22 protein-coding genes are annotated in these 20,082 nt (G+C 46.0%); 15 read left to right on the forward strand and 7 right to left on the reverse strand.

What is annotated here, in order from left to right; translation table 11 throughout:
• Positions 1 to 12 precede the first annotated feature (12 nt).
• From thiL to galU, 3 genes are read right to left on the reverse strand one after another with little or no spacing between them, the layout of a single operon-like run.
• Positions 13 to 963, reverse strand: coding sequence for a thiamine-phosphate kinase (gene thiL, locus Q7U10_03175; protein MDO8281618.1), 951 nt, complete (start codon positions 961 to 963; stop codon positions 13 to 15).
• A gap of 20 nt (positions 964 to 983) precedes the next feature.
• Positions 984 to 3,389: an endopeptidase La gene (lon, locus tag Q7U10_03180; GenBank protein ID MDO8281619.1), complete on the reverse strand. Its 2,406-nt coding sequence runs from the start codon at positions 3,387 to 3,389 to the stop codon at positions 984 to 986.
• A complete protein-coding gene (galU, locus tag Q7U10_03185) occupies positions 3,389 to 4,285 on the reverse strand; it encodes a UTP--glucose-1-phosphate uridylyltransferase GalU (protein MDO8281620.1) in 897 nt (298 codons plus the stop codon). The genes lon and galU overlap by 1 nt, the downstream gene beginning before the upstream one ends.
• A gap of 206 nt (positions 4,286 to 4,491) precedes the next feature.
• On the opposite strand from galU, the gene Q7U10_03190 reads away from it, so the two are divergent.
• Positions 4,492 to 4,881 (forward strand): PaaI family thioesterase, encoded by a 390-nt coding sequence (locus Q7U10_03190; protein ID MDO8281621.1) that lies wholly within the window; start codon positions 4,492 to 4,494, stop codon positions 4,879 to 4,881.
• A gap of 41 nt (positions 4,882 to 4,922) precedes the next feature.
• Here Q7U10_03190 and Q7U10_03195 read toward each other — a convergent pair whose 3' ends face one another.
• From Q7U10_03195 to Q7U10_03210, 4 genes are read right to left on the reverse strand one after another with little or no spacing between them, the layout of a single operon-like run.
• Complete coding sequence (locus Q7U10_03195; protein ID MDO8281622.1) at positions 4,923 to 5,468, reverse strand: transposase; 546 nt, start codon at positions 5,466 to 5,468, stop codon at positions 4,923 to 4,925.
• A gap of 60 nt (positions 5,469 to 5,528) precedes the next feature.
• Positions 5,529 to 5,726, reverse strand: a complete 198-nt coding sequence (locus Q7U10_03200; GenBank protein ID MDO8281623.1) for a hypothetical protein — start codon at positions 5,724 to 5,726, stop codon at positions 5,529 to 5,531.
• Between the two features lie 7 nt (positions 5,727 to 5,733).
• Positions 5,734 to 6,300, reverse strand: a complete 567-nt coding sequence (locus Q7U10_03205; protein MDO8281624.1) for a hypothetical protein — start codon at positions 6,298 to 6,300, stop codon at positions 5,734 to 5,736.
• 34 nt (positions 6,301 to 6,334) lie between these two features.
• On the reverse strand, positions 6,335 to 6,778 hold the full coding sequence (locus tag Q7U10_03210) for an NUDIX hydrolase (GenBank protein MDO8281625.1): 444 nt from the start codon (positions 6,776 to 6,778) through the stop codon (positions 6,335 to 6,337).
• 121 nt (positions 6,779 to 6,899) lie between these two features.
• Between Q7U10_03210 and pheA the strand changes: the two genes are divergently transcribed.
• The 14 genes from pheA to cobA all read left to right on the forward strand — a co-directional run bounded on the left by pheA (position 6,900) and on the right by cobA (position 20,058).
• The gene (pheA, locus tag Q7U10_03215; protein MDO8281626.1) at positions 6,900 to 7,967 is read left to right on the forward strand and encodes a prephenate dehydratase; all 1,068 of its coding nucleotides are present in this window, start codon (positions 6,900 to 6,902) and stop codon (positions 7,965 to 7,967) included.
• Positions 7,968 to 8,014: 47 nt separating this feature from the next.
• A complete protein-coding gene (hisC, locus tag Q7U10_03220) occupies positions 8,015 to 9,094 on the forward strand; it encodes a histidinol-phosphate transaminase (protein ID MDO8281627.1) in 1,080 nt (359 codons plus the stop codon).
• A gap of 36 nt (positions 9,095 to 9,130) precedes the next feature.
• On the forward strand, positions 9,131 to 10,156 hold the full coding sequence (gene aroF, locus Q7U10_03225; GenBank protein MDO8281628.1) for a 3-deoxy-7-phosphoheptulonate synthase: 1,026 nt from the start codon (positions 9,131 to 9,133) through the stop codon (positions 10,154 to 10,156).
• A gap of 12 nt (positions 10,157 to 10,168) precedes the next feature.
• Positions 10,169 to 11,023, forward strand: coding sequence for a prephenate dehydrogenase/arogenate dehydrogenase family protein (locus Q7U10_03230; GenBank protein ID MDO8281629.1), 855 nt, complete (start codon positions 10,169 to 10,171; stop codon positions 11,021 to 11,023).
• On the forward strand, positions 11,010 to 12,299 hold the full coding sequence (aroA, locus tag Q7U10_03235; protein ID MDO8281630.1) for a 3-phosphoshikimate 1-carboxyvinyltransferase: 1,290 nt from the start codon (positions 11,010 to 11,012) through the stop codon (positions 12,297 to 12,299). Before Q7U10_03230 ends, aroA begins: the two co-directional genes overlap by 14 nt.
• Before the next feature lie 94 nt (positions 12,300 to 12,393).
• Positions 12,394 to 12,786, forward strand: a complete 393-nt coding sequence (locus Q7U10_03240) for a DUF948 domain-containing protein (GenBank protein ID MDO8281631.1) — start codon at positions 12,394 to 12,396, stop codon at positions 12,784 to 12,786.
• 1 nt (position 12,787) lies between these two features.
• Positions 12,788 to 13,099, forward strand: coding sequence for a YtxH domain-containing protein (locus Q7U10_03245; GenBank protein MDO8281632.1), 312 nt, complete (start codon positions 12,788 to 12,790; stop codon positions 13,097 to 13,099).
• A gap of 217 nt (positions 13,100 to 13,316) precedes the next feature.
• On the forward strand, positions 13,317 to 13,964 hold the full coding sequence (gene cmk / locus Q7U10_03250) for a (d)CMP kinase (GenBank protein MDO8281633.1): 648 nt from the start codon (positions 13,317 to 13,319) through the stop codon (positions 13,962 to 13,964).
• Positions 13,965 to 14,068: 104 nt separating this feature from the next.
• Positions 14,069 to 14,719: a lysophospholipid acyltransferase family protein gene (locus Q7U10_03255; protein MDO8281634.1), complete on the forward strand. Its 651-nt coding sequence runs from the start codon at positions 14,069 to 14,071 to the stop codon at positions 14,717 to 14,719.
• The gene (locus Q7U10_03260) at positions 14,700 to 15,539 is read left to right on the forward strand and encodes a 4-hydroxy-3-methylbut-2-enyl diphosphate reductase (GenBank protein ID MDO8281635.1); all 840 of its coding nucleotides are present in this window, start codon (positions 14,700 to 14,702) and stop codon (positions 15,537 to 15,539) included. Before Q7U10_03255 ends, Q7U10_03260 begins: the two co-directional genes overlap by 20 nt.
• 14 nt (positions 15,540 to 15,553) lie before the next feature.
• Positions 15,554 to 17,131 carry a 30S ribosomal protein S1 gene (locus Q7U10_03265; GenBank protein ID MDO8281636.1) on the forward strand — a complete coding sequence of 526 codons (1,578 nt, stop codon included), beginning with the start codon at positions 15,554 to 15,556 and terminating at the stop codon, positions 17,129 to 17,131.
• A 5-nt stretch (positions 17,132 to 17,136) separates the two neighbouring features.
• Entirely contained in the window at positions 17,137 to 17,985 is an 849-nt protein-coding gene (gene sppA / locus Q7U10_03270) for a signal peptide peptidase SppA (GenBank protein ID MDO8281637.1), read from the forward strand.
• A 96-nt stretch (positions 17,986 to 18,081) separates the two neighbouring features.
• Complete coding sequence (locus Q7U10_03275) at positions 18,082 to 18,366, forward strand: integration host factor subunit beta (GenBank protein ID MDO8281638.1); 285 nt, start codon at positions 18,082 to 18,084, stop codon at positions 18,364 to 18,366.
• Between the two features lie 156 nt (positions 18,367 to 18,522).
• Positions 18,523 to 20,058 (forward strand): uroporphyrinogen-III C-methyltransferase, encoded by a 1,536-nt coding sequence (cobA, locus tag Q7U10_03280; GenBank protein ID MDO8281639.1) that lies wholly within the window; start codon positions 18,523 to 18,525, stop codon positions 20,056 to 20,058.
• Positions 20,059 to 20,082: the final 24 nt, after the last annotated feature.

A 20,082-nucleotide genomic window follows, 5' to 3' on the forward strand; every position in this document is an offset into this window, starting at 1 on the left:
AAAATGTTAAATCTATTTTTTAAAATGCTCGTACCCTTCTGATCTGAACGCCTGTTTTTTGCCGTTGGAGTCTATTATATATCGTCCCTTATTTATTATCTCCCCGATCCTGACTGCGTCTTTCCTGCTTTTTGCCGAAGAGCTGAACAGAAGGACAAAATCCTCTCCGCCTTTTAACGCGTAGCTGAGCGGGTCTTTGCCTGATTTCTTTGAAACGGCTGAGAGCTCTTTTGAGAGCGGAATTTTTTCTTCATATATCACTGCGCCGACAGCGCTTTCATCACATATGTGGCTTAAGTCTATCAGGAGCCCGTCGCTTACATCTATCATTGCTGTTATATCTTTAGTCTTTTTTAACGGTCTTGGCTCCGGCATCAGATGGCGTTTGCAAAGATATTCCTTATCTATTCCCTTTACCATCTTCCCTTTGCCCTGCTTCAGTATCTCAAGCCCGATTGCCGAGTCCCCCAGTGTTCCTGCCACATAGATGCTGTCCCCGGGCTTTGCTCCTTTGCGGGAAATAACTCTCTTCGCTTCCCCTATAATAGTGCCGCTGAGTACAAGGCCGTGCTCTGAGCTTGAGGTATCTCCGCCGATAACTGCAACGCCGTGCATATCAGCCAATTTTCTCATGCCTCTATATAGATCTTTAATGTCATTTATTTCACACTTATTGGGTATTCCGATATTCAGAAGAAAGTATTTAGGCTCGCCGTCCATAGCATAGATATCACTCAGATTCACTGCCAGAACTTTATGCCCGAGTTGATAATAGGAGGTGAACTTCAGGTCAAAATGAACGCCCTCAACAAGCATGTCAGAGGAGATCAGAGTTGTTCCGGAGCCTGTCTTTACAGCTGCGGCATCGTCGCCTATGTTCAGGAGAACATTCTTTGAACCGTTGTCGCAGATTCGCTTGATCTCTTTTATCAGGCCGAATTCACCGAGTTGAGATAGCTTCATGGTTTCATCGGATAGAAAACCTAATGAGGCTTATTCTTGCTGCGCCCTTTTTTAAGCGCTGCCTTCAGCACCTCATCCATTGTGTCGACGAGGATGAATTCCATATCTTTTCTTATGTACTTTGGTATCTCTTCCAGGTCCTTCTGGTTCCTCTTTGGAATGATCATCCTGCTTATCCCCATCCTCTTTGCAGCAAGGGTCTTCTCCTTGAGCCCGCCTATAGGCAATACCCTGCCTCGAAGCGTTACCTCTCCGGTCATTGCCGTGCTCTTATAAACAGGCCTTCCGGTAAATGCCGATGCAATGGCGGTTGCCAGAGTTATGCCTGCTGAAGGGCCGTCTTTAGGAATAGCTCCTGCGGGAACATGTATGTGAATATCATTCTTTGCAAAGGCGGTGCTCTCTATCCCGATCTCTTTTGCCTTGGAACGTATGTAGCTCCTTGCTGCATAAGCAGATTCTTTCATGACATCGCCGAGCTGGCCGGTAAGCGTTATATCGCCTTTGCCCTTCATGATCAAGGCTTCAATATAGATAATATCCCCGCCTGTCTCTGTCCATGCAAGGCCGGTAGATACGCCGACCTCATCCTTTTCCATCTCTTCTTCAGGCAGATATTTGGGAGCACCGAGATATTTTGAGAGGTTGCTTGACGATATGTGATACATCTTATCCTTGCCCTCTGCGATCTTTCTGGCGACCTTTCTGCACACGTTCGCTATCTCACGCTCAAGGTTTCTTACGCCTGCCTCTCTGGTGTAGTGCGTAACCATCTGGAGCACTGCGCTGTCAATTATCTTGAGGTTCTTGCCGGTGAGCCCGTGCTCCTCAAGCTGTTTTGTGATCAGGTAGTTTCTGGCGATGCCGAGTTTCTCCTCAGCCGTATACCCGGAGAGGTAGATGATCTCCATCCTGTCACGGAGTGGGGACGGTATCGGATCAATAAGATTGGCAGTGGTTATGAACATGACATTGGTAAGGTCAAAAGGAACGCCAAGATAATGGTCGGTAAATGCAAAGTTCTGCTCAGGGTCAAGCACCTCAAGCAATGCAGACGCAGGGTCACCCCTGAAGTCCATGCCTATCTTGTCGACCTCATCGAGCATGAATACGGGGTTGTTCTTTCCGGCTGTCTTAATGCCCTGAATGATCCTGCCGGGCATCGCGCCGACGTATGTCCTGCGGTGCCCTCTTATCTCAGCCTCGTCCCTCACGCCGCCGAGAGACATTCTGAAGAACTCTCTTCCAAGTGCGCGTGCAATGGATTTGCCCAATGATGTCTTGCCGACACCCGGAGGCCCGACGAAGCATAGTATGGGCCCCTTCATCCCGGACTTCCCTTTGGCCTTCTCTTTCAGTTTTCTTACCCCGAGGTATTCAAGTATCCTCTCTTTTACCTTCTCAAGGTCATAATGGTCTTCATCAAGCACCTGCTTCCCCTTTTTGAGGTCAAGATTATCCTTTGTTGCCTTGGACCATGGAATCTCCACAAGCCAGTCGACATAGGTTCTTATAGTTCCTGCCTCGGCAGAGTCAGGATGCATCTTCTCAAGACGGCTGATCTGCTTGAGCGCCTCCTTCTCAACTTTTTTCGGCATCTTTACTTCATCGACCTTCTGCTTCAGTTCAAATATCTCCTCGGTCTTTTCATCTATTTCGCCAAGCTCTTTCTGTATGGCCTTAAGCTGCTCTCTCAAAAAGTATTCGCGCTGGGTCTTGTCTATCTCGCCCTTTGCGTCTGACTGGATCTTCTGCTGGACAAGAAGGAGTTCCACCTCTCTGCTGAGGATCTCGCTTATCCTCTTGAGCCTTACTACAGGGTCAAGCTTCTCAAGAAGTTCCTGCGCCTGATCCGCCTTTAATCCGAGGTTTGAAGCTATGAGGTCGGCCAGCCTTCCGGGTTCATCGATATTTTCTATCAGAAGAATTATATCCGGCATAAAGGATTTGCCGAGGGCTACTGATTTGTCCAGGAGTTCCTTGACGTTGCGGATAAGCGCTTCCACCTCAATGGTCAGCTCATGCTCTTTAATGTCAGCCAGCTTCTCGAGCTCTCCTATGAAATAAGGGGCTGTCTGAGTGAAATTGGTTATCCTTGCCTTTGTTATGCCCTGAACAAGGACCTTTGACCTGCCGTCGGGAAGTTTCAAAGTCCTGAGAATACTTCCCACAGTCCCGATCCTGTAAAGGTCATCCTTGGTCGGGTTCTCAACATCAACATTCTTCTGTGTAACAAGCATTAAAAGCTTGTTCTCGCCCACGGCATTCTCAATAGCCTTTATCGAAACATCCCTGCCGACGAATAACGGAAGTATCATATATGGAAAGATAACTATATCTCTCACAGGGAGAACAGGCAAGGCAGAGGGAACATCAACATTGCGTTCATCCTTTGCATTGATCTCTTTTGCATCTATATCAGTCATTATTTCTCCTTTTTAATTTTAGGCAGTATCGACAACAGATATTTCTTGAAATCGTGTTTTACAGCCGGGTTCTTAAGGCCGAGTTCAACCGTGGCTGTAAGAAATCCGACCTTGTCGCCTGCGTCATATCTTCTGCCTTCAAAGAGGAAACCGTAAACAGGTTTCTTCTTTAGCATCGCGTTTATAGCATCGGTCAGCTGGATCTCTCCGCCTTTCCCGGGCTTGACCTTTTCGATATATTTAAAGATATCGGCAGTAAGTATATATCTTCCAATGATAGCAAGATCAGACGGAGCGTCAGCCGGTTTCGGTTTTTCCACCATGCCCGTTACCTTATATAAGTTCTTCTTGATCTCTTTGCCGGCTATTACACCGTAATTGTGTATCTCAGCTTTCGGCATTCTCTGAAGTGCCAGTATCGGCGCCTGATATTGATCGTAAAGCTTTATCATCTCTCCAAGAAGGTCATCATCAGGGTCTATTATATCATCGCTCAGAATTACTGCAAACGGCTCGTCATTTACAAAAGGTTTTGAACAGTAGATGGCATGGCCAAGCCCCAGAGGAGCGTTCTGCCTTATATAGGCAAAATGAAGGTGGTCTAATTTTTTGATCTCTGCAAGCATGGCGTGCTTACCCTTCTTTTTAAGTGTCTCCTCAAGTTCAAATGCAGAATCAAAGTGGTTTTCGATCGCCCTCTTTGATTTTCCGGTTATCATTATGAATTCGTTAATATCGCATTTCTGAGCCTCTTCAACCGCATATTGGATCATGGGTTTATCAACTATCGGAAGCATCTCTTTAGGGGATGCTTTTGTTGCAGGCAGAAACCTTGTTCCAAGGCCCGCAGCCGGAAAAACAGCTTTTTTTATTATGCTTCTGGTTTTTTTAGGCATTTAGATCTCCTGAAACAGCTATGGGTTTAAGACGTAATATTCTACCATGTATATATAGTTAATGAAAGCAGCAGAATATATAACTTTATTCTACAGTTATGCAAATACCTGTCATTATTTTGGATAGCACGGACATTACTAAACTGACCTGAGACTTTAACATATCGCGGGTTGTCATTATCATTTCATTATGCTACATTTCGGACATGGACCTTACTGACGACGGACACTGTTTTGTCTGCGGGCCTAAAAACCCCATCGGCCTTAAACTGGATTTTTCCTTTGACGGAAAGACGATAACGGCGGAGTTCACCCCGAAGAAAGAGCATCAGGGATACTTCAATATAGTGCACGGCGGGATCATAACAACACTTCTTGATGAGGCCATGGTAAAGCTCGCCATCGCAATGGGAATGCCTGCCGTTACCGCGCAGATGGATGTCCGCCTGAAAAAACCTTTAAATGTGGGTGTTCAGATAACTGTCACGGCTGAGATCACAAAAGAGACCAGAAAGACGATCGAGGCATTTGTAAAGGCAGTGACTGCTGACGGAGTGCTTATAGCTGATGCGAAGGGGAAACTGGTAAAGGTTTAAAAAGCATCTCGCCGATTTTATTTTTCGTGAGGATGTCGGCATTAATTCTTGTAATTCTCATCTGTCTCCCATCTTAAAGAATTGTTGACGATGTATTCACGAATTTTATTCAATTCAGGTTCGCTACGAATTATGTGTTCGTAGTAATTACGTTGCCATAATTTGTCCGAATATCGTTGCCATTGCTGTTGTTTTACGCCTTCAGTATATGAATGGGTTGTTATTGATTTAAATGCGCCTATGATATCACCTAATGTAGGGGCAGGTCTTGTGCCTGCCCTGTCTTCTTTCGAAAATCGGGCGCCCACAAGAGGCGCCCCTACAAGTAAAATAATTCCGTGAATATGGTTTGGCATAATGATAAATTCGTCCAAATGGATTTCAGAGAAACGACCGGGCAGTTCATGCCAGACGTTTTGTACCATCTTTCCTGCATCATTCATTTTCATCTGCGCATCTTCAATAATACCGAATAGACATTCCCTGCTCGCTGTGCATATCGTTACAAAATACGCGCCTGCCTGTGAATAATCGTATTCCTTTAACCGTATTGATCGGCGGTGATGTATGTCAGGATTATATGTCATATTAATTGTAGGTGCCCTTCTTCAATCCGGGCAGGCACAAGACCTGCTCCTACATTTTCATTATTCATCTACCCATTCCACTCCACAAGCGCAATTTATATCTTGTGCATTGTTACAAGGACGTAAAATAGAATAATCTGCAGCATATTCCGAAAGATCCTTATGAGTAACCGTATTATCCCACGCTAATGCACTTTCATAAAAAATAAAGATTGCAAAGAATATTGCCGAAGTCCCAACATGAACCATCTTTTTCATTACTTTTTCACCTCCAACTCGTTTCATTAAAGGGTTCCATGTTTAGGTCTTTTAAATTTTTATCCATTTCTTTTAACATTAGTATTACTTTTTCCTTAGAAGCTCGACCCGGTGGAGGCGGTGGAATGTTCTTTCTCCTCTCCTCCATCGTTAATTTCCTCAAAGATATAATCGCCTTATCTCCTTCCCATTTGACCGTCTCGCTTGAACGATAACCTTTCTTAAGACCAATCCATGGCCCCAATCCCCAGTATTCATACCCAGCTTTGAATATCAAAACATTCATAGGAATAATATTACTCATGACGAGCAACCCTAATCCTTTGATCTCAAAATCACCGTTTTTGTCAGTCACTGTCTCAGTGGCGTCATAATACTCATGAATTGCCCCAGCTGCTGTTGGAGTTTCTCTGTCCCACACCCCAAGCACAACAACCCCCTCCATCGGCTGTTTTGTTTCAGCATCAATTATTCTGCCTCTATACGGGCCATCAATACGTATTGCGGACGCACAACCTGCAAAGACTGACAAGCTTACAATATTCAGTAAGGCAATTATTAGAATCTTTTTCATTTATCGCTCCTTATTAGTAGTTTAAAAAAATAGCCTAATACCTCTTCTCAAAATAATCCTCAAGTATCTGCCTGTGGTCAAAGGCTATGTCATCGGGCAGTGTATCTCTAAAAAAGATCTCAGCTTCTTTTGCATCATCTCCTGCATTGGGCGTGCCTGACGCTGTCGCGATAAATATGGTTGAAACTGTATGATGGCGCGGGTCTCTCTTCGGGTCTGAATAGGTATGGAATTGACGGATAAGCTTTATATCAAGTCCTGTCTCTTCTTTAGCTTCCCTGATAACAGCATCCTCAATCGTTTCGTTGTAATCAACAAAACCGCCGGGGATCGCCCAGCCGGGAGGAGGGTTCTTCCTTTTGATCAGAACTATGCCGCCGTCAATCTCAATGATTGCATCAACCGTAAGGAATGGATTTCGAGGTGTTGGTTTCATCGTGTATAAAGAAAAATGCCTATCAATTTTTATCTGGTTCATATTTTACAGGATTACTTAACATGTTGTCTTTAGCTGGTTTCTGAGCTTAAGAACGCTTGCAAAAAACAAGGGAACTTGATACATTACACCTTATTAATAGTCAGTTATAGAGAGAGATATTATGGCCAAACTTAAATCCCTGAGAAACAAGATAGATGATATCGACAACACGATCGTTAAGCTTTTAAACGACAGGGCGAAGATCGTTCTTGATATTAAAGAGGCTAAAAAGGACGACAGGCTTAAGGTCTACTCGCCGACCAGGGAAAGAGAGATTCTAAAGAGGTTAGGGAAACTCAACACAGGCCCTTTCCCCGGTGACGCGCTTATCGCGCTGTATAAAGAGATACTCTCTACTTCGCGCTCGCTGCAGCAGCCGTTAAAGATAGCATACTTCGGCCCGCCTGCGACATTTACGCATCTCGCGGCAAGAAGGCAGTTCGGCGCGTCAGCCGAATATGTACCTGAAAGCACGATCAAGGCTATCTTCGAATCTGTAATGAGAGGCAAGGCGCAGTACGGCGTTGTGCCTATTGAGAACTCTACAGAGGGCGTTGTCAATTATACGCTTGACATGTTCATGGATTCTGACCTGAATATCACCTCTGAAGTTATGCTTCCCATAAGGCATAACCTCATGTCAAAGACGGGCAAGGCTACGGGCATAAAAAAGATATATTCCCATCCTCAGCCGATCGCACAGTGCAGGGGCTGGCTTGAAGAGCACTATCCCGGCGTTCCGCTTATAGGCGGGATGAGCACCGCTTCGGCTGCCAAGCGTGTCGCCAGGGAAACGTCATCCGCTGCCATAGCAAGTGAACTTGCCGCTGATATTTATAAACTAAAATTTATTGCAAAGGGCATAGAAGACTACAAGAATAACTTCACCCGTTTTCTTGTTATCGCAAAAGATTACCTTCCAAGGACAGGCAATGACAAGACATCCATTATGTTTTCGGTAAAGGACAAACCCGGCGCACTTCATAAGATACTTGAGCATTTTGCAAAGCATAAGATAAACCTTACAAAGATCGAGTCAAGGCCGTCCAAGAGAAAGGCATGGGAGTACATATTCTTTGTTGATATGCAGGGGCATGTAGAGGACCTCAAGGTCAGGAAGGCTATTGATGCCGTAAAGAAGGAATGCCTTTATCTCAAGGTGCTGGGCTCCTACCCTTTGGCAGATTAGGTTAATATTTCATAAGCATGTTTTTCATCAGCAATCCTTTACTCCTTATGATAAAAGCTCCTGAACATATAAAAAACATTAAACCGTATGTGCCCGGAAAGCCGATAGAAGAGCTTGAGAGGGAACTCGGGATAACCGGTTCCATAAAGCTTGCTTCCAATGAAAGCCCGATCGGGCCTTCACCTCTTGCGGTCAAGGCGCTGGCAGACGGCATACACGGCCTTAACAGGTATCCTGACGGAAGCTGTTACAGCCTGAAGAACGCTCTCTCTCAAAAGCTCGGCATCGCTTCTGAAGAGATCATCTTTGGCAACGGTTCCAATGAGATCATCGAACTGGCTGTCAGGACATTTTTAAGCCCGGGTGATGAGGCGATAATGGCAAGCCCCTCTTTTGTCGTTTACCCCACAGTGACGCAGGCAGCAGGAGGAAAGAGCATAGTTGTTCCGCTTAAAGACTTTCGCCATGACCTTGAGGCGATGGCCTCTGCAATTACAGCTAAGACAAAGGTCATATTCATTGCGAACCCGAACAATCCTACAGGCACGATAAACAGCCGCGCAGAAATGGATGCCTTCATGGAGAAGGTTCCTGACGATGTGCTTGTAGTCATTGACGAGGCGTATTTTGAATATGTCTCTTCAACTGATTATCCTGACAGCATGGAGTATCTTAAGAAAGGCAGGCCGGTCCTGATACTGCGGACATTCTCAAAGATATACGGACTTGCAGGATTGAGGATAGGATACGGTTTGGCACACAGCTCCATTATCTCAGAGATGAACAAGGTACGGCAGCCGTTCAATATAAACTCACTTGCTCAGATAGCTGCGCTTGCTGCGCTTGAAGATGCAGAACATGTTGAGAGGGCAAAGAAGACAAATGAAGATGGAAAAGAATTTCTATACAAAGAACTCAGATCAATGGGAGTAGATTATCTTCCCACAGAGGCAAATTTCATATATATTATCTTAAAGCATGATACAGCCCTTCAGCTTTATAATGAGCTGCTGAAGAAGGGCGTTATAATAAGGCCGATGGGCAAACGCGAATTGAGGGTAACTATCGGCCTTGCCGATGAGAATAAAAGGTTTATAAAAGCGTTACAGGCTGTAATGAAGCAATAACTACGCTTTACGCATCACGATTTTCATGGAGGATCTATGGACATTATAGTACTTAAACCAAAGGCAACTGCAAAAGAGAAGCGGAATATAGTTAAACGTCTGAAACAGATGGGCTTTGACGCCCATCTTTCAACCGGCACAGAGAGGACGGTCATCGGGGTGATTGGCGATACTTCAAAGGTCTCAGAGGATGAGAGCAGTTCATTTGAGGCGTTGAACGGTGTCGAGAAGATACACAGGATCACCCAGCCATACAGGCTCGCAAGCAGGAACTTTCAGCAGAAGGACTCACTAATAAAGGTCGGCAGGCATGTCATCGGCGGGAAGAGGATACATGTCATGGCAGGCCCCTGCTCTGTTGAGAACAGGGCAAACCTCATTAATGTAGCGCAGGATGTGAAGAAGGCGGGTGCTACATTTTTAAGGGGCGGAGCGTTTAAACCCAGGACATCGCCGTACAGCTTCCAGGGGCTTGGGGAAGAAGGGCTTGAGATACTTGCTGAGGCGCGTGAGAAGACAGGGCTTCCTGTTGTAACTGAGATAATGGACCCGAGGGACATAGGCCTCATAATCAAACATGTTGATATCATCCAGATCGGCGCAAGGAATATGCAGAATTTCAGGCTCCTTCAGGAGGTCGGCTCTTACAACAAGCCGGTTCTTCTCAAGAGAGGGCTTTCCGCTACGATAAAAGAACTTCTCATGGCTGCCGAATATATCATGGCGCAGGGCAACAGCAAGGTTATTCTCTGCGAGAGGGGAATAAGGACCTTTGAAACAGCCACAAGGAATACGCTTGACCTCAGCGCAATTCCGGTACTGAAGGAACTTACTCATCTGCCGATCGTTATTGACCCGAGCCATGCCGTTGGCAGATGGGAGTTTGTAGCCACTATGGCAAAGGCTGCTGTTGCTGCAGGCGCTGACGGGCTCATGATCGAGGTGCATTCAAACCCTGAAGAGGCATTCTCTGACGGCGAGCAGTCATTGAAGCCTGCTAAATTCAAGACGCTTATGAAGGAACTCAAGGCTGTTGCAAAGGCTGTGGGCAGAGAGATATAAATAGGGATTAAAATGAATTTAGAAAAAATAACAATAATCGGTGTCGGCCTGCTTGGCAGTTCGTTCGCCCTCTCATTAAAGAGGGTCGGTAGCAACGCCATTATCACCGGTGTCGGCAGGAATGAGGAGAACCTTCAAAAGGCGGAAGAATTAGGGATCATAGATGAATACTGCACTGTGCCGGCTGATGGTGTGGCAGGCGCTGATCTGGTCCTGCTTGCGACTCCTGTAGGCCAGTTTGAAAATATAGTCAGTGACATAAGGCATGAGTTAAAAAAAGGGGCTATCGTTACTGACGTCGGAAGTGTAAAAGGCGGACTGGTTGGAAGGCTGGATGCATTAATGCCTGAAGGCGTGAGCTTTGTCGGCGCGCATCCGATAGCCGGCGGGGAGCGCCAGGGGCTGGAGGCGGCCACATCCGAACTCTTCTGGGGGGCGAAATGTATTATCACGCCCACGCCTGATACTGATAAGGATGCGCTGGAGGATATCACCGAACTCTGGAAGCAGCTTGGAGCAAGGGTCTTGCACATGACCCCTGACGAACATGATGAGGTCTATTCAGCTGTAAGCCATCTGCCGCATGTCCTGGCATATGCTCTTGTGAATTCGATAAGCAGCATCAGGGAAGACATACTTGACTTTGGCGGCAGAGGGCTCAAAGACATGACCAGGATAGCACTGAGCCCGACTGAGCTCTGGAAAGATATATGCTCCCAGAACAGGGATCACATGCTCAGGTCGCTCAACGACTTCTCTTCCAATATCTCCGGCATCATAAAACGGTTTGAAAAGTCAGATTGGAAAGGGCTTGAGGAAGAATTCAAAAGAGCAAAAGAGGCGAGACAGCGTCTTGAATCAGATTAAGGTCTGCCACAGCGATCCGCTTAAAGGTGAGGCCTCCCCTCCTCCTGACAAGTCCATATCACACCGCGCCGTAATATTTTCTTCTCTTGCCGAGGGCAGGAGTGTTATTGAAAACTTTCTCGCTGCCGAGGATCCGATGCGGACGCTTGAAGCATTCAGGCAGATGGGCATAGAGATCGAACAGTCTGCTGACGGAAGGACGGTGACGATTATAGGCAAAGGGCTGCGGGGACTTTCTGAGCCTGTCGGCCCGATAGACTGCGGCAATTCCGGCACTACAATGAGGATGATGAGCGGCGTGCTTTCGGGACAGCCATTTTCTTCAACGCTTACAGGCGACAGATATCTTCTTAAACGCCCGATGCAGAGGGTGATCGGCCCGCTCACAAAGATGGGGGCTGTGATCACTTCTGAATCAGGCGGGCTTCCGCCGCTTCATATTAAAGGCGGGAATCTCAGTCCTATAAAATACAATTCTCCTGTTGCCAGCGCGCAGGTCAAATCTGCAATCCTCCTTGCCGGCCTCTACTGTAACGGGATAACCACAGTTGTTGAGCCGGAGAGGTCCAGAGACCATACAGAAAGGATGCTCAGGGCCGCCGGCGTTGATATTAATGTGCAAGGGCTTGAAGTGAGCATTAAAGGCCCTGCCAGATTAAACCCTATGGATATAAGGGTGCCTGCTGATTTTTCATCAGCCGCCTTCTTTATCGTTGCCGGCCTGCTTGTGCCAGGGTCAGAGGTATTGATCAAAGATGTCGGGATAAATCAGACAAGGACCGGATTGCTTGATATTCTAATAATGATGGGGGCATCCATTCAGCTTCTGAACCAGAGGGATATCTCCGGCGAGCCGGTTGCTGATATATTTGTAAAACACTCAAGCCTCTCAGGTATAGAGACAGGCGGGGAGATGCTTTTAAGGGCTATTGATGAATTCCCGATACTATGTGTTGTAGCCGCATTGGCAGATGGCACAACAAAGATAACAGGCGCCAAGGAACTCAGGGTAAAGGAGTCGGACAGGATAGCGGCGATGGCTTTGGAACTCGCGAAGATGGGTGTTAAGGTTGAAGAACTTCCGGACGGCATCATCATCAAAGGAAATGAGAGCCTGAAAGCGGCAAAAGTCCACAGCCATGGGGACCACAGGATCGCGATGTCGATGGTCGTTGCAGGGTTTATGGCAAAAGGGGAGACAACGGTTGACGACACAGAATGTATAGATACCTCTTTTCCCGGATTTATGGATATGATGAATAGGCTGAGACAATAAGGAAAATTATTTGTTTGCAACCTGTTATGGCTTTATGTATCATATATTTGCTTGCAAAACAAATTAGACATATAATTAACAACATGGAGCTATTATGAACGTTGAATTTCTCTTGGGAATTATTGCCGGTTTTCTTTTTTTCCTTCTGCTCTTTTTAATTCCTGCCATATTGCAGATCAAAAGGACCGCAAGGGCTGCGGAAGACCTGCTTATTACTACCCGGCAGTCTATTGCCCCGCTTTTAGCAGATCTCCAGCAGACGGTTGAGAGCGTAAATCATGTTGTTTTAAAGTTGGATGAATCAATGGGCAACATGCAGAACCTGACAAAAGCCATAGGAGAAACAGGGTCGATAATTTCTGACATCAATGGTTTTGTGAGAAAGATACAGATGGTGGTTTCATTTACAACGCTGGGTTTCAGTTCCGGCATAAAAACAGCCCTTGGCGTTCTTACGCAGGGGATCATAAAAAAGGGAGGAAAATAGAATGAGCGAGGAAAGAGGATATTCAGCAGGCAGTGTTATTCTTGCATTTGTATTGGGCGGCATAGTCGGCGCAGGCGTGGCTTTATTAACAGCACCGCAGTCAGGAAGAGAGACAAGGGAGAAGCTTATGGAATTTGCCGATGACGGCAGAAAAAAGGTTTCTGAATACGCAGGGCAGGCAAAAGAAAAATTCTCTTCTGCAGTAGACAGCGGGAAGAGTTTTATGGAAGACAAGAAGTCATTGATCGCAAATGCTTACGAGGCCGGCAAAGAAGCTTACAGCAAAGAAAAAGAGAGACAGACAAAGGGATAAATTGTTATAGATGGGTAGTCCCGTTGTATCGGGACTACCCGAATTACAAAGCTGTCAAAGCTCCAGGCAACACATGCCTCAAAGGAATCCGCGCATTAAAATATTTTTTTTGATTTAAACCTCCTGAATTAGATATATTATTTAGGTTTTTTTGATTCTCACCGTATGGTCTGCTTTATGGAAGCAGCATATTTTTCTGTATATTACTGAATCGATAATGAAGAATGTAATAACTATAGACGGGCCTTCAGGCTCAGGCAAGGGCACTATATCAAAGATGCTTGCCGAACGTCTCGGCTACAGCTACCTTGATACCGGCGCTCTTTACAGGGCGGTAGCGTGGAAGGTGAGGCATGACAGCGCTGACCCTGATGATGATGGGTCGCTGAAAAAGATACTTGATGAGATAGAGATCACATTCAACGGGCAAAAGGTTCTTGTCGGAGGCCGGGATATTACAGCCGAAATAAGGACAGCTGAAATAGGGGAGCTCAGTTCAAAGGTTTCAGCAATTCCCATGGTAAGGGAGGGCCTGTTCTCCATACAGAGAGAGATGGGCCTTAAGGGTAAGATCGTTATCGAAGGCAGAGATGCCGGCACAGCCATCTTTCCTGAATCTGAGAATAAATTTTATCTTGACGCAAGCCTGCAGGAGAGGGCAAGGAGAAGGTTTGAGGAACTGAAGGCCAAAGACCCTGAGATCACTCTTGATAAGACGATTGAAGACATAAAAAAAAGAGACCACAGAGATTCTACAAGAGAGAGATCTCCATTGACCAGAACCGCTGATATGGTTTATATAGATTCAACATACCTGAGTAAAGAAGAGGTTGTAAAAGAGATCATAAGGGTATTGAAAGTTTAAGCGCTGAACACGGTATATTGTTGAATTGATTAATATTTTTTCTAAATACTATATAATAATGTTCCTTATTTCATTAGATCTTACAGGAGAAGCATAACCATATATTGCAGAGCAGAAGGCTGATATCTGATTTTTTCTATGGATTTTTCTCACTGATCATAAGAGCAATATTACGTATTAACGGCGGGCTTGAAGTCATAGGCAGAGAGAACATACCGCTTGAAGGCGGTGTTATAATAGCCGCCAACCATGTCAGTTATCTGGATCCTCCTTTAATAGGTTCAGTGCTTCCAAGAAGAGGCACCTTTATTGCCATGAAGGAGCTTTTTGACATGCCTGTGCTTGGTTGGGTCATAAGTCATTATGCATTTCCTGTTGAAGAGGGCGGCACACAGCCTTCTGTCATTAAGAAGACGATCAGCAGGCTCAGGGCGGGTGAACTTATAACCATCTTTCCTGAAGGACAGAGGAGCATAACAGGTGAGCTTCTGAAGGCGAAACGCGGGATAGGCATGCTGGCTGCTCTTAGCAACGCGCCTGTTGTACCTGCCCTCATAATAGGGGCAAACTATGCGCTTCCATTTGATGCAAAGTGGCTGAGGCGCGCCAGGATAAAAGTAATCTTCGGCAGTCCTGTTTATCCTGTTATGGATGAGGATGCTGAAAATAAAAATGAAGGATATGAAAAAATAAGCATCCAGGTGATGTCATCTATACGAGAGATCAAAGAGAGATATGGAGATAATAGTAGCTAAAAAAGCGGGATTCTGTTTCGGGGTCAGGCGCGCTGTAGATACTACTTTTAAGCTTGCTGAAGAGGGGAAGGAAGGGATATTTACCTTTGGCCCGCTTATCCACAATCCTCAGGTTGTAGATAAACTGAAGAAGGAAGGTGTTTCACAGACTGACGACATCGGCTCCCGTGACATTAAAACACTTATCATAAGGACACACGGAGTTTCGCCGGAAATATATACCATAGCCAAACGGGTCGGTTACAAGCTTATTGACGCTACATGCCCTTTTGTAAAAAAGGCCCAGCGTTATGCAAAGACATTGAGTGAAGAAGGATATCAGGTACTGATAATAGGCGACAGGGAACATCCTGAGGTTCAGGGGCTGATAGGTTTTGCCGGTGATGACGTTGTCACTGTCAGCAGAGATGAGCCCATGCCTCTGATAAAGAAGAAGGTCGGGATAATTGTTCAGACAACTCAGCCGTTTGAAGTATTCAGGGATATTGTTGACAAGGTCATAAGCACGGCAATGGAGCTGAAAATATATAATACAATATGCGATTATACCGCCCGCAGGGTTGAAGAAACAAAAGAGTTGTCGAGAAAGGTTAATATTATGATAGTTGTCGGGGGGAAGAACAGCGCAAACACAACACAGCTTGTGAATATCTCAAAACAGGGTTGTGAAAATGTGTATCATATTGAAACGTCTGAAGAACTTGATAAAGAGTGGTTCACCGGCGTAGAAAAGGCCGGAATTACAGGGGGGGCTTCTACTCCGCAGTGGATCATTGATGATGTTGTAAAAAAAATAAAAGAAATATCTTCCGGGAGGTAATATAATACACAGCTATGGAAATACAAAATGATAATTTCGAAAAACTTTATGCCGACACATTTAATAATCTGCATGAAGGCTCAATTGTAAGGGGCAAAGTTCTGCAGATCAAGGCTGACGGCGTAATAGTTGATGTGGGATACAAGCGGGAAGGGTTTATCCCGATCGGTGAGCTTCTGGATGATGAATACAAAAGCCTTGTGGCAGAGGATGAGATTGACGTCCATGTTACCGGCCTTCATGACAAACAGGGCTTTATCAAGTTATCCCGGCAGAAGGCTGCTGCGGAAAAGACATGGTCAAATCTTGAAGACGCGCTTAACAACGGGACTCAGGTGAATGGCAAGATCACGGGCAAGGTTAAAGGCGGGATGACAGTCAGCATAGGAGGGGTAATGGCATTTCTCCCCGGCTCCCAGATAGACCTGAAGGTAATAAGAGATACAGACGCCCTTATCGGCCAGACACTGGCATTCAGGGTCATCAAGCTGGATCAGAAGACCTCTAATGTGATCATATCAAGGCGCGTTATCCTCGAGGAGGAGCGCAACAAACAGAAGGATGTTACGCTTGTTAATATAAAAGAAGGCGCTGTGATGAAAGGGACTGTTAAGAACCTGACTGACTATGGTGCTTTTATAGACCTTGGCGGGATAGACGGACTTCTTCATATATCAGATATGTCCTGGGGCAGGATCAGCCACCCGAGCGAACTCTTCAGCGTGGATGATGAAATTGATGTTGTTGTGCTCAGTTTTGACCCTGAGAAAGAGAAGGTGACCCTTGGCTATAAACAGAGAAAAGCTGACCCATGGATGTCTGTTGAAGCAAAATACCCGCTCGGTGCAAAGGTCTCAGGCAAGGTGATAGGCATTACAGATTACGGCGTATTTATAGAGCTTGAGGAAGGGGTCGAGGGCCTTGTGCATGTTAGTGAGATAGACTGGCTTGAGAAGGTCAAAAAACCATCCAAGTATTTCTCAATAGGCGAGATCGTAGAGACATCCGTGCTTTCGGTCAACAGCAGCGACAAGAAGATATCACTCAGCATAAAGCAGCTTAAGGCAAATCCCTGGGACCTTGTAAAAGAGAAATATACTGTCGGACAGCAGGTAAAAGGGACCGTAAAGAGCTTCACTGACTTCGGCGCATTTATCGGCCTGGATGAGGGCGTTGACGCGCTGCTTCATATCTCGGATCTTTCCTGGGTCAAGCATATCAGGCACCCGTCCGATGTTCTGGAGAAAGGTCAGGAGATAGAGGTTGCAATAATAGAGGTAGATGCTGACAAGAGAAGGATATCTGTCGGCTTAAAGAGCCTGACGCCGGATCCTTGGATAACTGAGATACCGAACAAGTACGGGCTTGGCGATCCTGTAACAGGCAAGGTTACAAATGTCGCTGATTTTGGGGTTTTTGTTGAACTTAAAGAAGGTGTCGAGGCGCTGCTGCATATATCCGAGATCGATAAAAAGCCCAGTGAAAAGACAGAGGATATCTTTAAGCCGGGCGATGAACTGACAGCGCGGATAATTCATATTGATCTGGATAACAGAAAGATCGGTCTCAGCACCAAGACTATGGCAGGCTAAGTTTCATGAAGAAGATACTCATTTTTTTCATAATCATAACCGCGATAATTGTAATTATCAGCCTTTTCACTGCCATCACAGGCAAGGTCCCTCTCGGGGATAAGGTCGCGGTTGTCCGGGTTGAGGGCGTGATAATAGATTCAAAAAGTGTTATAGAAGAGCTCAAGGATTATTCTTCCGACAGCTCGGTCAAGGCCATCGTCCTGAGGGTGGACAGCCCGGGCGGCGGAGTAGCACCTTCTCAGGAGATATATGATGAGGTGGTCAAGGCCAAGGCTAATAAGAAGATCGTGGTCTCAATGGGTTCTGTTGCCGCTTCCGGGGGATATTATATCTCTTGCCCTGCTGACAAGATCGTTGCCAATGCAGGAACGCTTACAGGTTCTATGGGTGTGATCATGGAGATCCCCAACATAGAGGGGCTGATGCAGAAGATCGGCATTCAGAATCAGATCGTAAAAAGCGGAGAGCATAAAGACATAGCATCAATATTTAAAACCATGAGCCCTGATGAGCGGAAGCTGCTTCAGGTCGTGCTTGATGATGTGCATGAACAGTTTATTGAGGCTGTCTCAAAAGGCAGAGGCTTAAGCATTGACGAGGTCAAACTCCTTGCCGACGGGCGTATCTTTACCGGAAGGATGGCAAAAGGGGTCGGGCTGGTAGATGAACTCGGCAATCTTGATATGGCGATAAAGCTGGCTGCCAAGCTGAGCGGGATCGAGGGTGAGCCGGAGGTAGTTGAGAAGGAAGAGGATACCGGATTTTTCGGTTTTTTAAGGAGTTCATTCACTAAAAATTTCTTGATAAATTCCATGCCGGGAATAAAACTGCAATACATGCTTTCGCCATAAAAAAATATTGCATATCCTGTTGTTATGTTGTACATTTAAAACGGTAATAATTGATTTATTAGTTTATAATTTCAGAATAATTTATCGGAGGCCGGTATGACTAAATCTGTTCTTATTGAGAAGATAGCTGAAAAAGTTGAAGGGCTTACAAGAAAGCAGACTGAGGTTGTGGTCGAGACGATCTTTGACAGCATCAAAGACGCTTTGGCGCATGGTGACAAGGTTGAGATAAGAGGTTTCGGCAACTTCAGGCTCAGAAGTAGAAATGCCCGCAAGGCCAGAAACCCCAAGACAGGAGACTCGGTTGAGGTTGCCCCAAAAAAAGTCCCTTACTTTAAGGTCGGCAAGGAACTCAGGGAGATGGCGACAAAAGACATTTAGTCCTTTTCAGCGTAATAAAAATCAGCTTTCACTCCGAAGGTTTCAGACATCTTGTTTGAAACCTTCTTTTTTGTTCTCCCCTAATATACTTATATATATCCCTCTATATGTGTTATTATTTATGGATTTTTTGTGCAATCTATTCATTGAAAATGTATGCAAAATAAGAAAGGCAAAGTATATATAGTCGGCGCCGGGCCCGGTGATATAGGGCTCTTCACGGTCAAGGGATTAAGCTGCCTTCAGAAGGCGGAGGTGGTGGTCTATGACTTCCATCTTAACTCCCAGATACTGAACTATATAAAGCATGACGCTGAGTTGATTTATGCCGGCAAGCGCGGCGGGCAGCATGCTATGGTGCAGGAAGATATCAACCGGGTCCTTGTTGAAAAGGGCAAAGAGGGCAAGATCGTCTGCCGTCTCAAAGGAGGCGACCCGTTCGTCTTTGGAAGGGGGGGCGAAGAGGCAGAGGCTCTTTTTGATAACGGCATCAAGTTCGAGGTTGTGCCGGGGGTAAGTTCCGCTGTAGCGGCTCCTGCATATGCCGGTATCCCTCTTACGCACAGATCATATGCGTCTTCGCTTGCAATAGTTCCCGGGTATGAGGACCTTACAAAAGGGGAGAGCTCTATCGATTGGTCGAGGCTTGCCACCGGTATCGACACCATAGTCTTTTTGATGGCTGTAAAGAATATCGATATGGTATGCCAGCGGCTTATTGAGAACGGCAGAAAGCCTGAGACGCCTGTCGCAGTGATCAGGTGGGGTACAAGGGCTGACCAGAAGACGATTGTGGGCAGCCTTCAGAACATCGTCAGCCTGATCAGGGAGAAGGAGATAAGGCCGCCTGCTGTCATGGTGGTGGGGGATGTGGTCAAGCTGAGGGAGAAGCTCAAGTGGTATGAGGAGAAACCCATGTTCGGCCAGAGAGTGCTTGTTACCAGAGAGCATGCAGAGGGCTTTGAACAACTTGAGGATATGGGCGCGGAACTGATCGCGTTCCATACTATCAAAATTGTCCCGCCTGAAGACTGGACAGAGCTTGATAAAGCAATAGACAAATTAGAGACTTATAACTGGCTCGTGCTGACAAGCGCGAACGGGGTGAAGTTCTTTTTCAAAAGGCTTTTTGAGAAGAGGGATATCAGGGATCTCAAGGGTATCAGGGTATGCGCGGTCGGGACAAAGACCGCAGCTGCGATACAGGAGTATGGGGTAAAGGTTGATATGGTGCCTGAGGAGTTTAATGCAGAGGGGCTTATATCCGCTTTCATATCAACATCACAGGTTAATAATCCTGACCTGTTAAAGGGCATGAGATTTCTTCTGCCAAGGGCTGAAACAGCAAGGGATGTATTTCCAAAAAAGGTCATTGAGATGGGCGGTGAGATCGATGTTGTCACTGCTTACAGAGCGGTTAAGCCTGAGATACACGGCAAAAGGCTCAAGAGGTTTTTGAAAGAGGGTAAGATAACTGTCGCGACATTTACCAGCGCTGCTACTTTTAACAATTTCATGGATATGGTTGGAGACGATGCCGAATCGCTTCTGGATGGCGTGGCTATCGCTGTCATCGGGCCTGTGACCGCGAGGGCGGTTGAAAAGGCAGGATTGAAGGTCAGCATAATGCCTAAAGAGGCGACTGTTGAAGCGATGGTTAATGAGATTATCAAATGGGCATCGGAAAGATAGCTGTATCTGAGCTCTGAAATATTT

Source organism: Thermodesulfovibrionia bacterium, assembly GCA_030646035.1.
Classification (GTDB): domain Bacteria; phylum Nitrospirota; class Thermodesulfovibrionia; order UBA6902; family UBA6902; genus JACQZG01.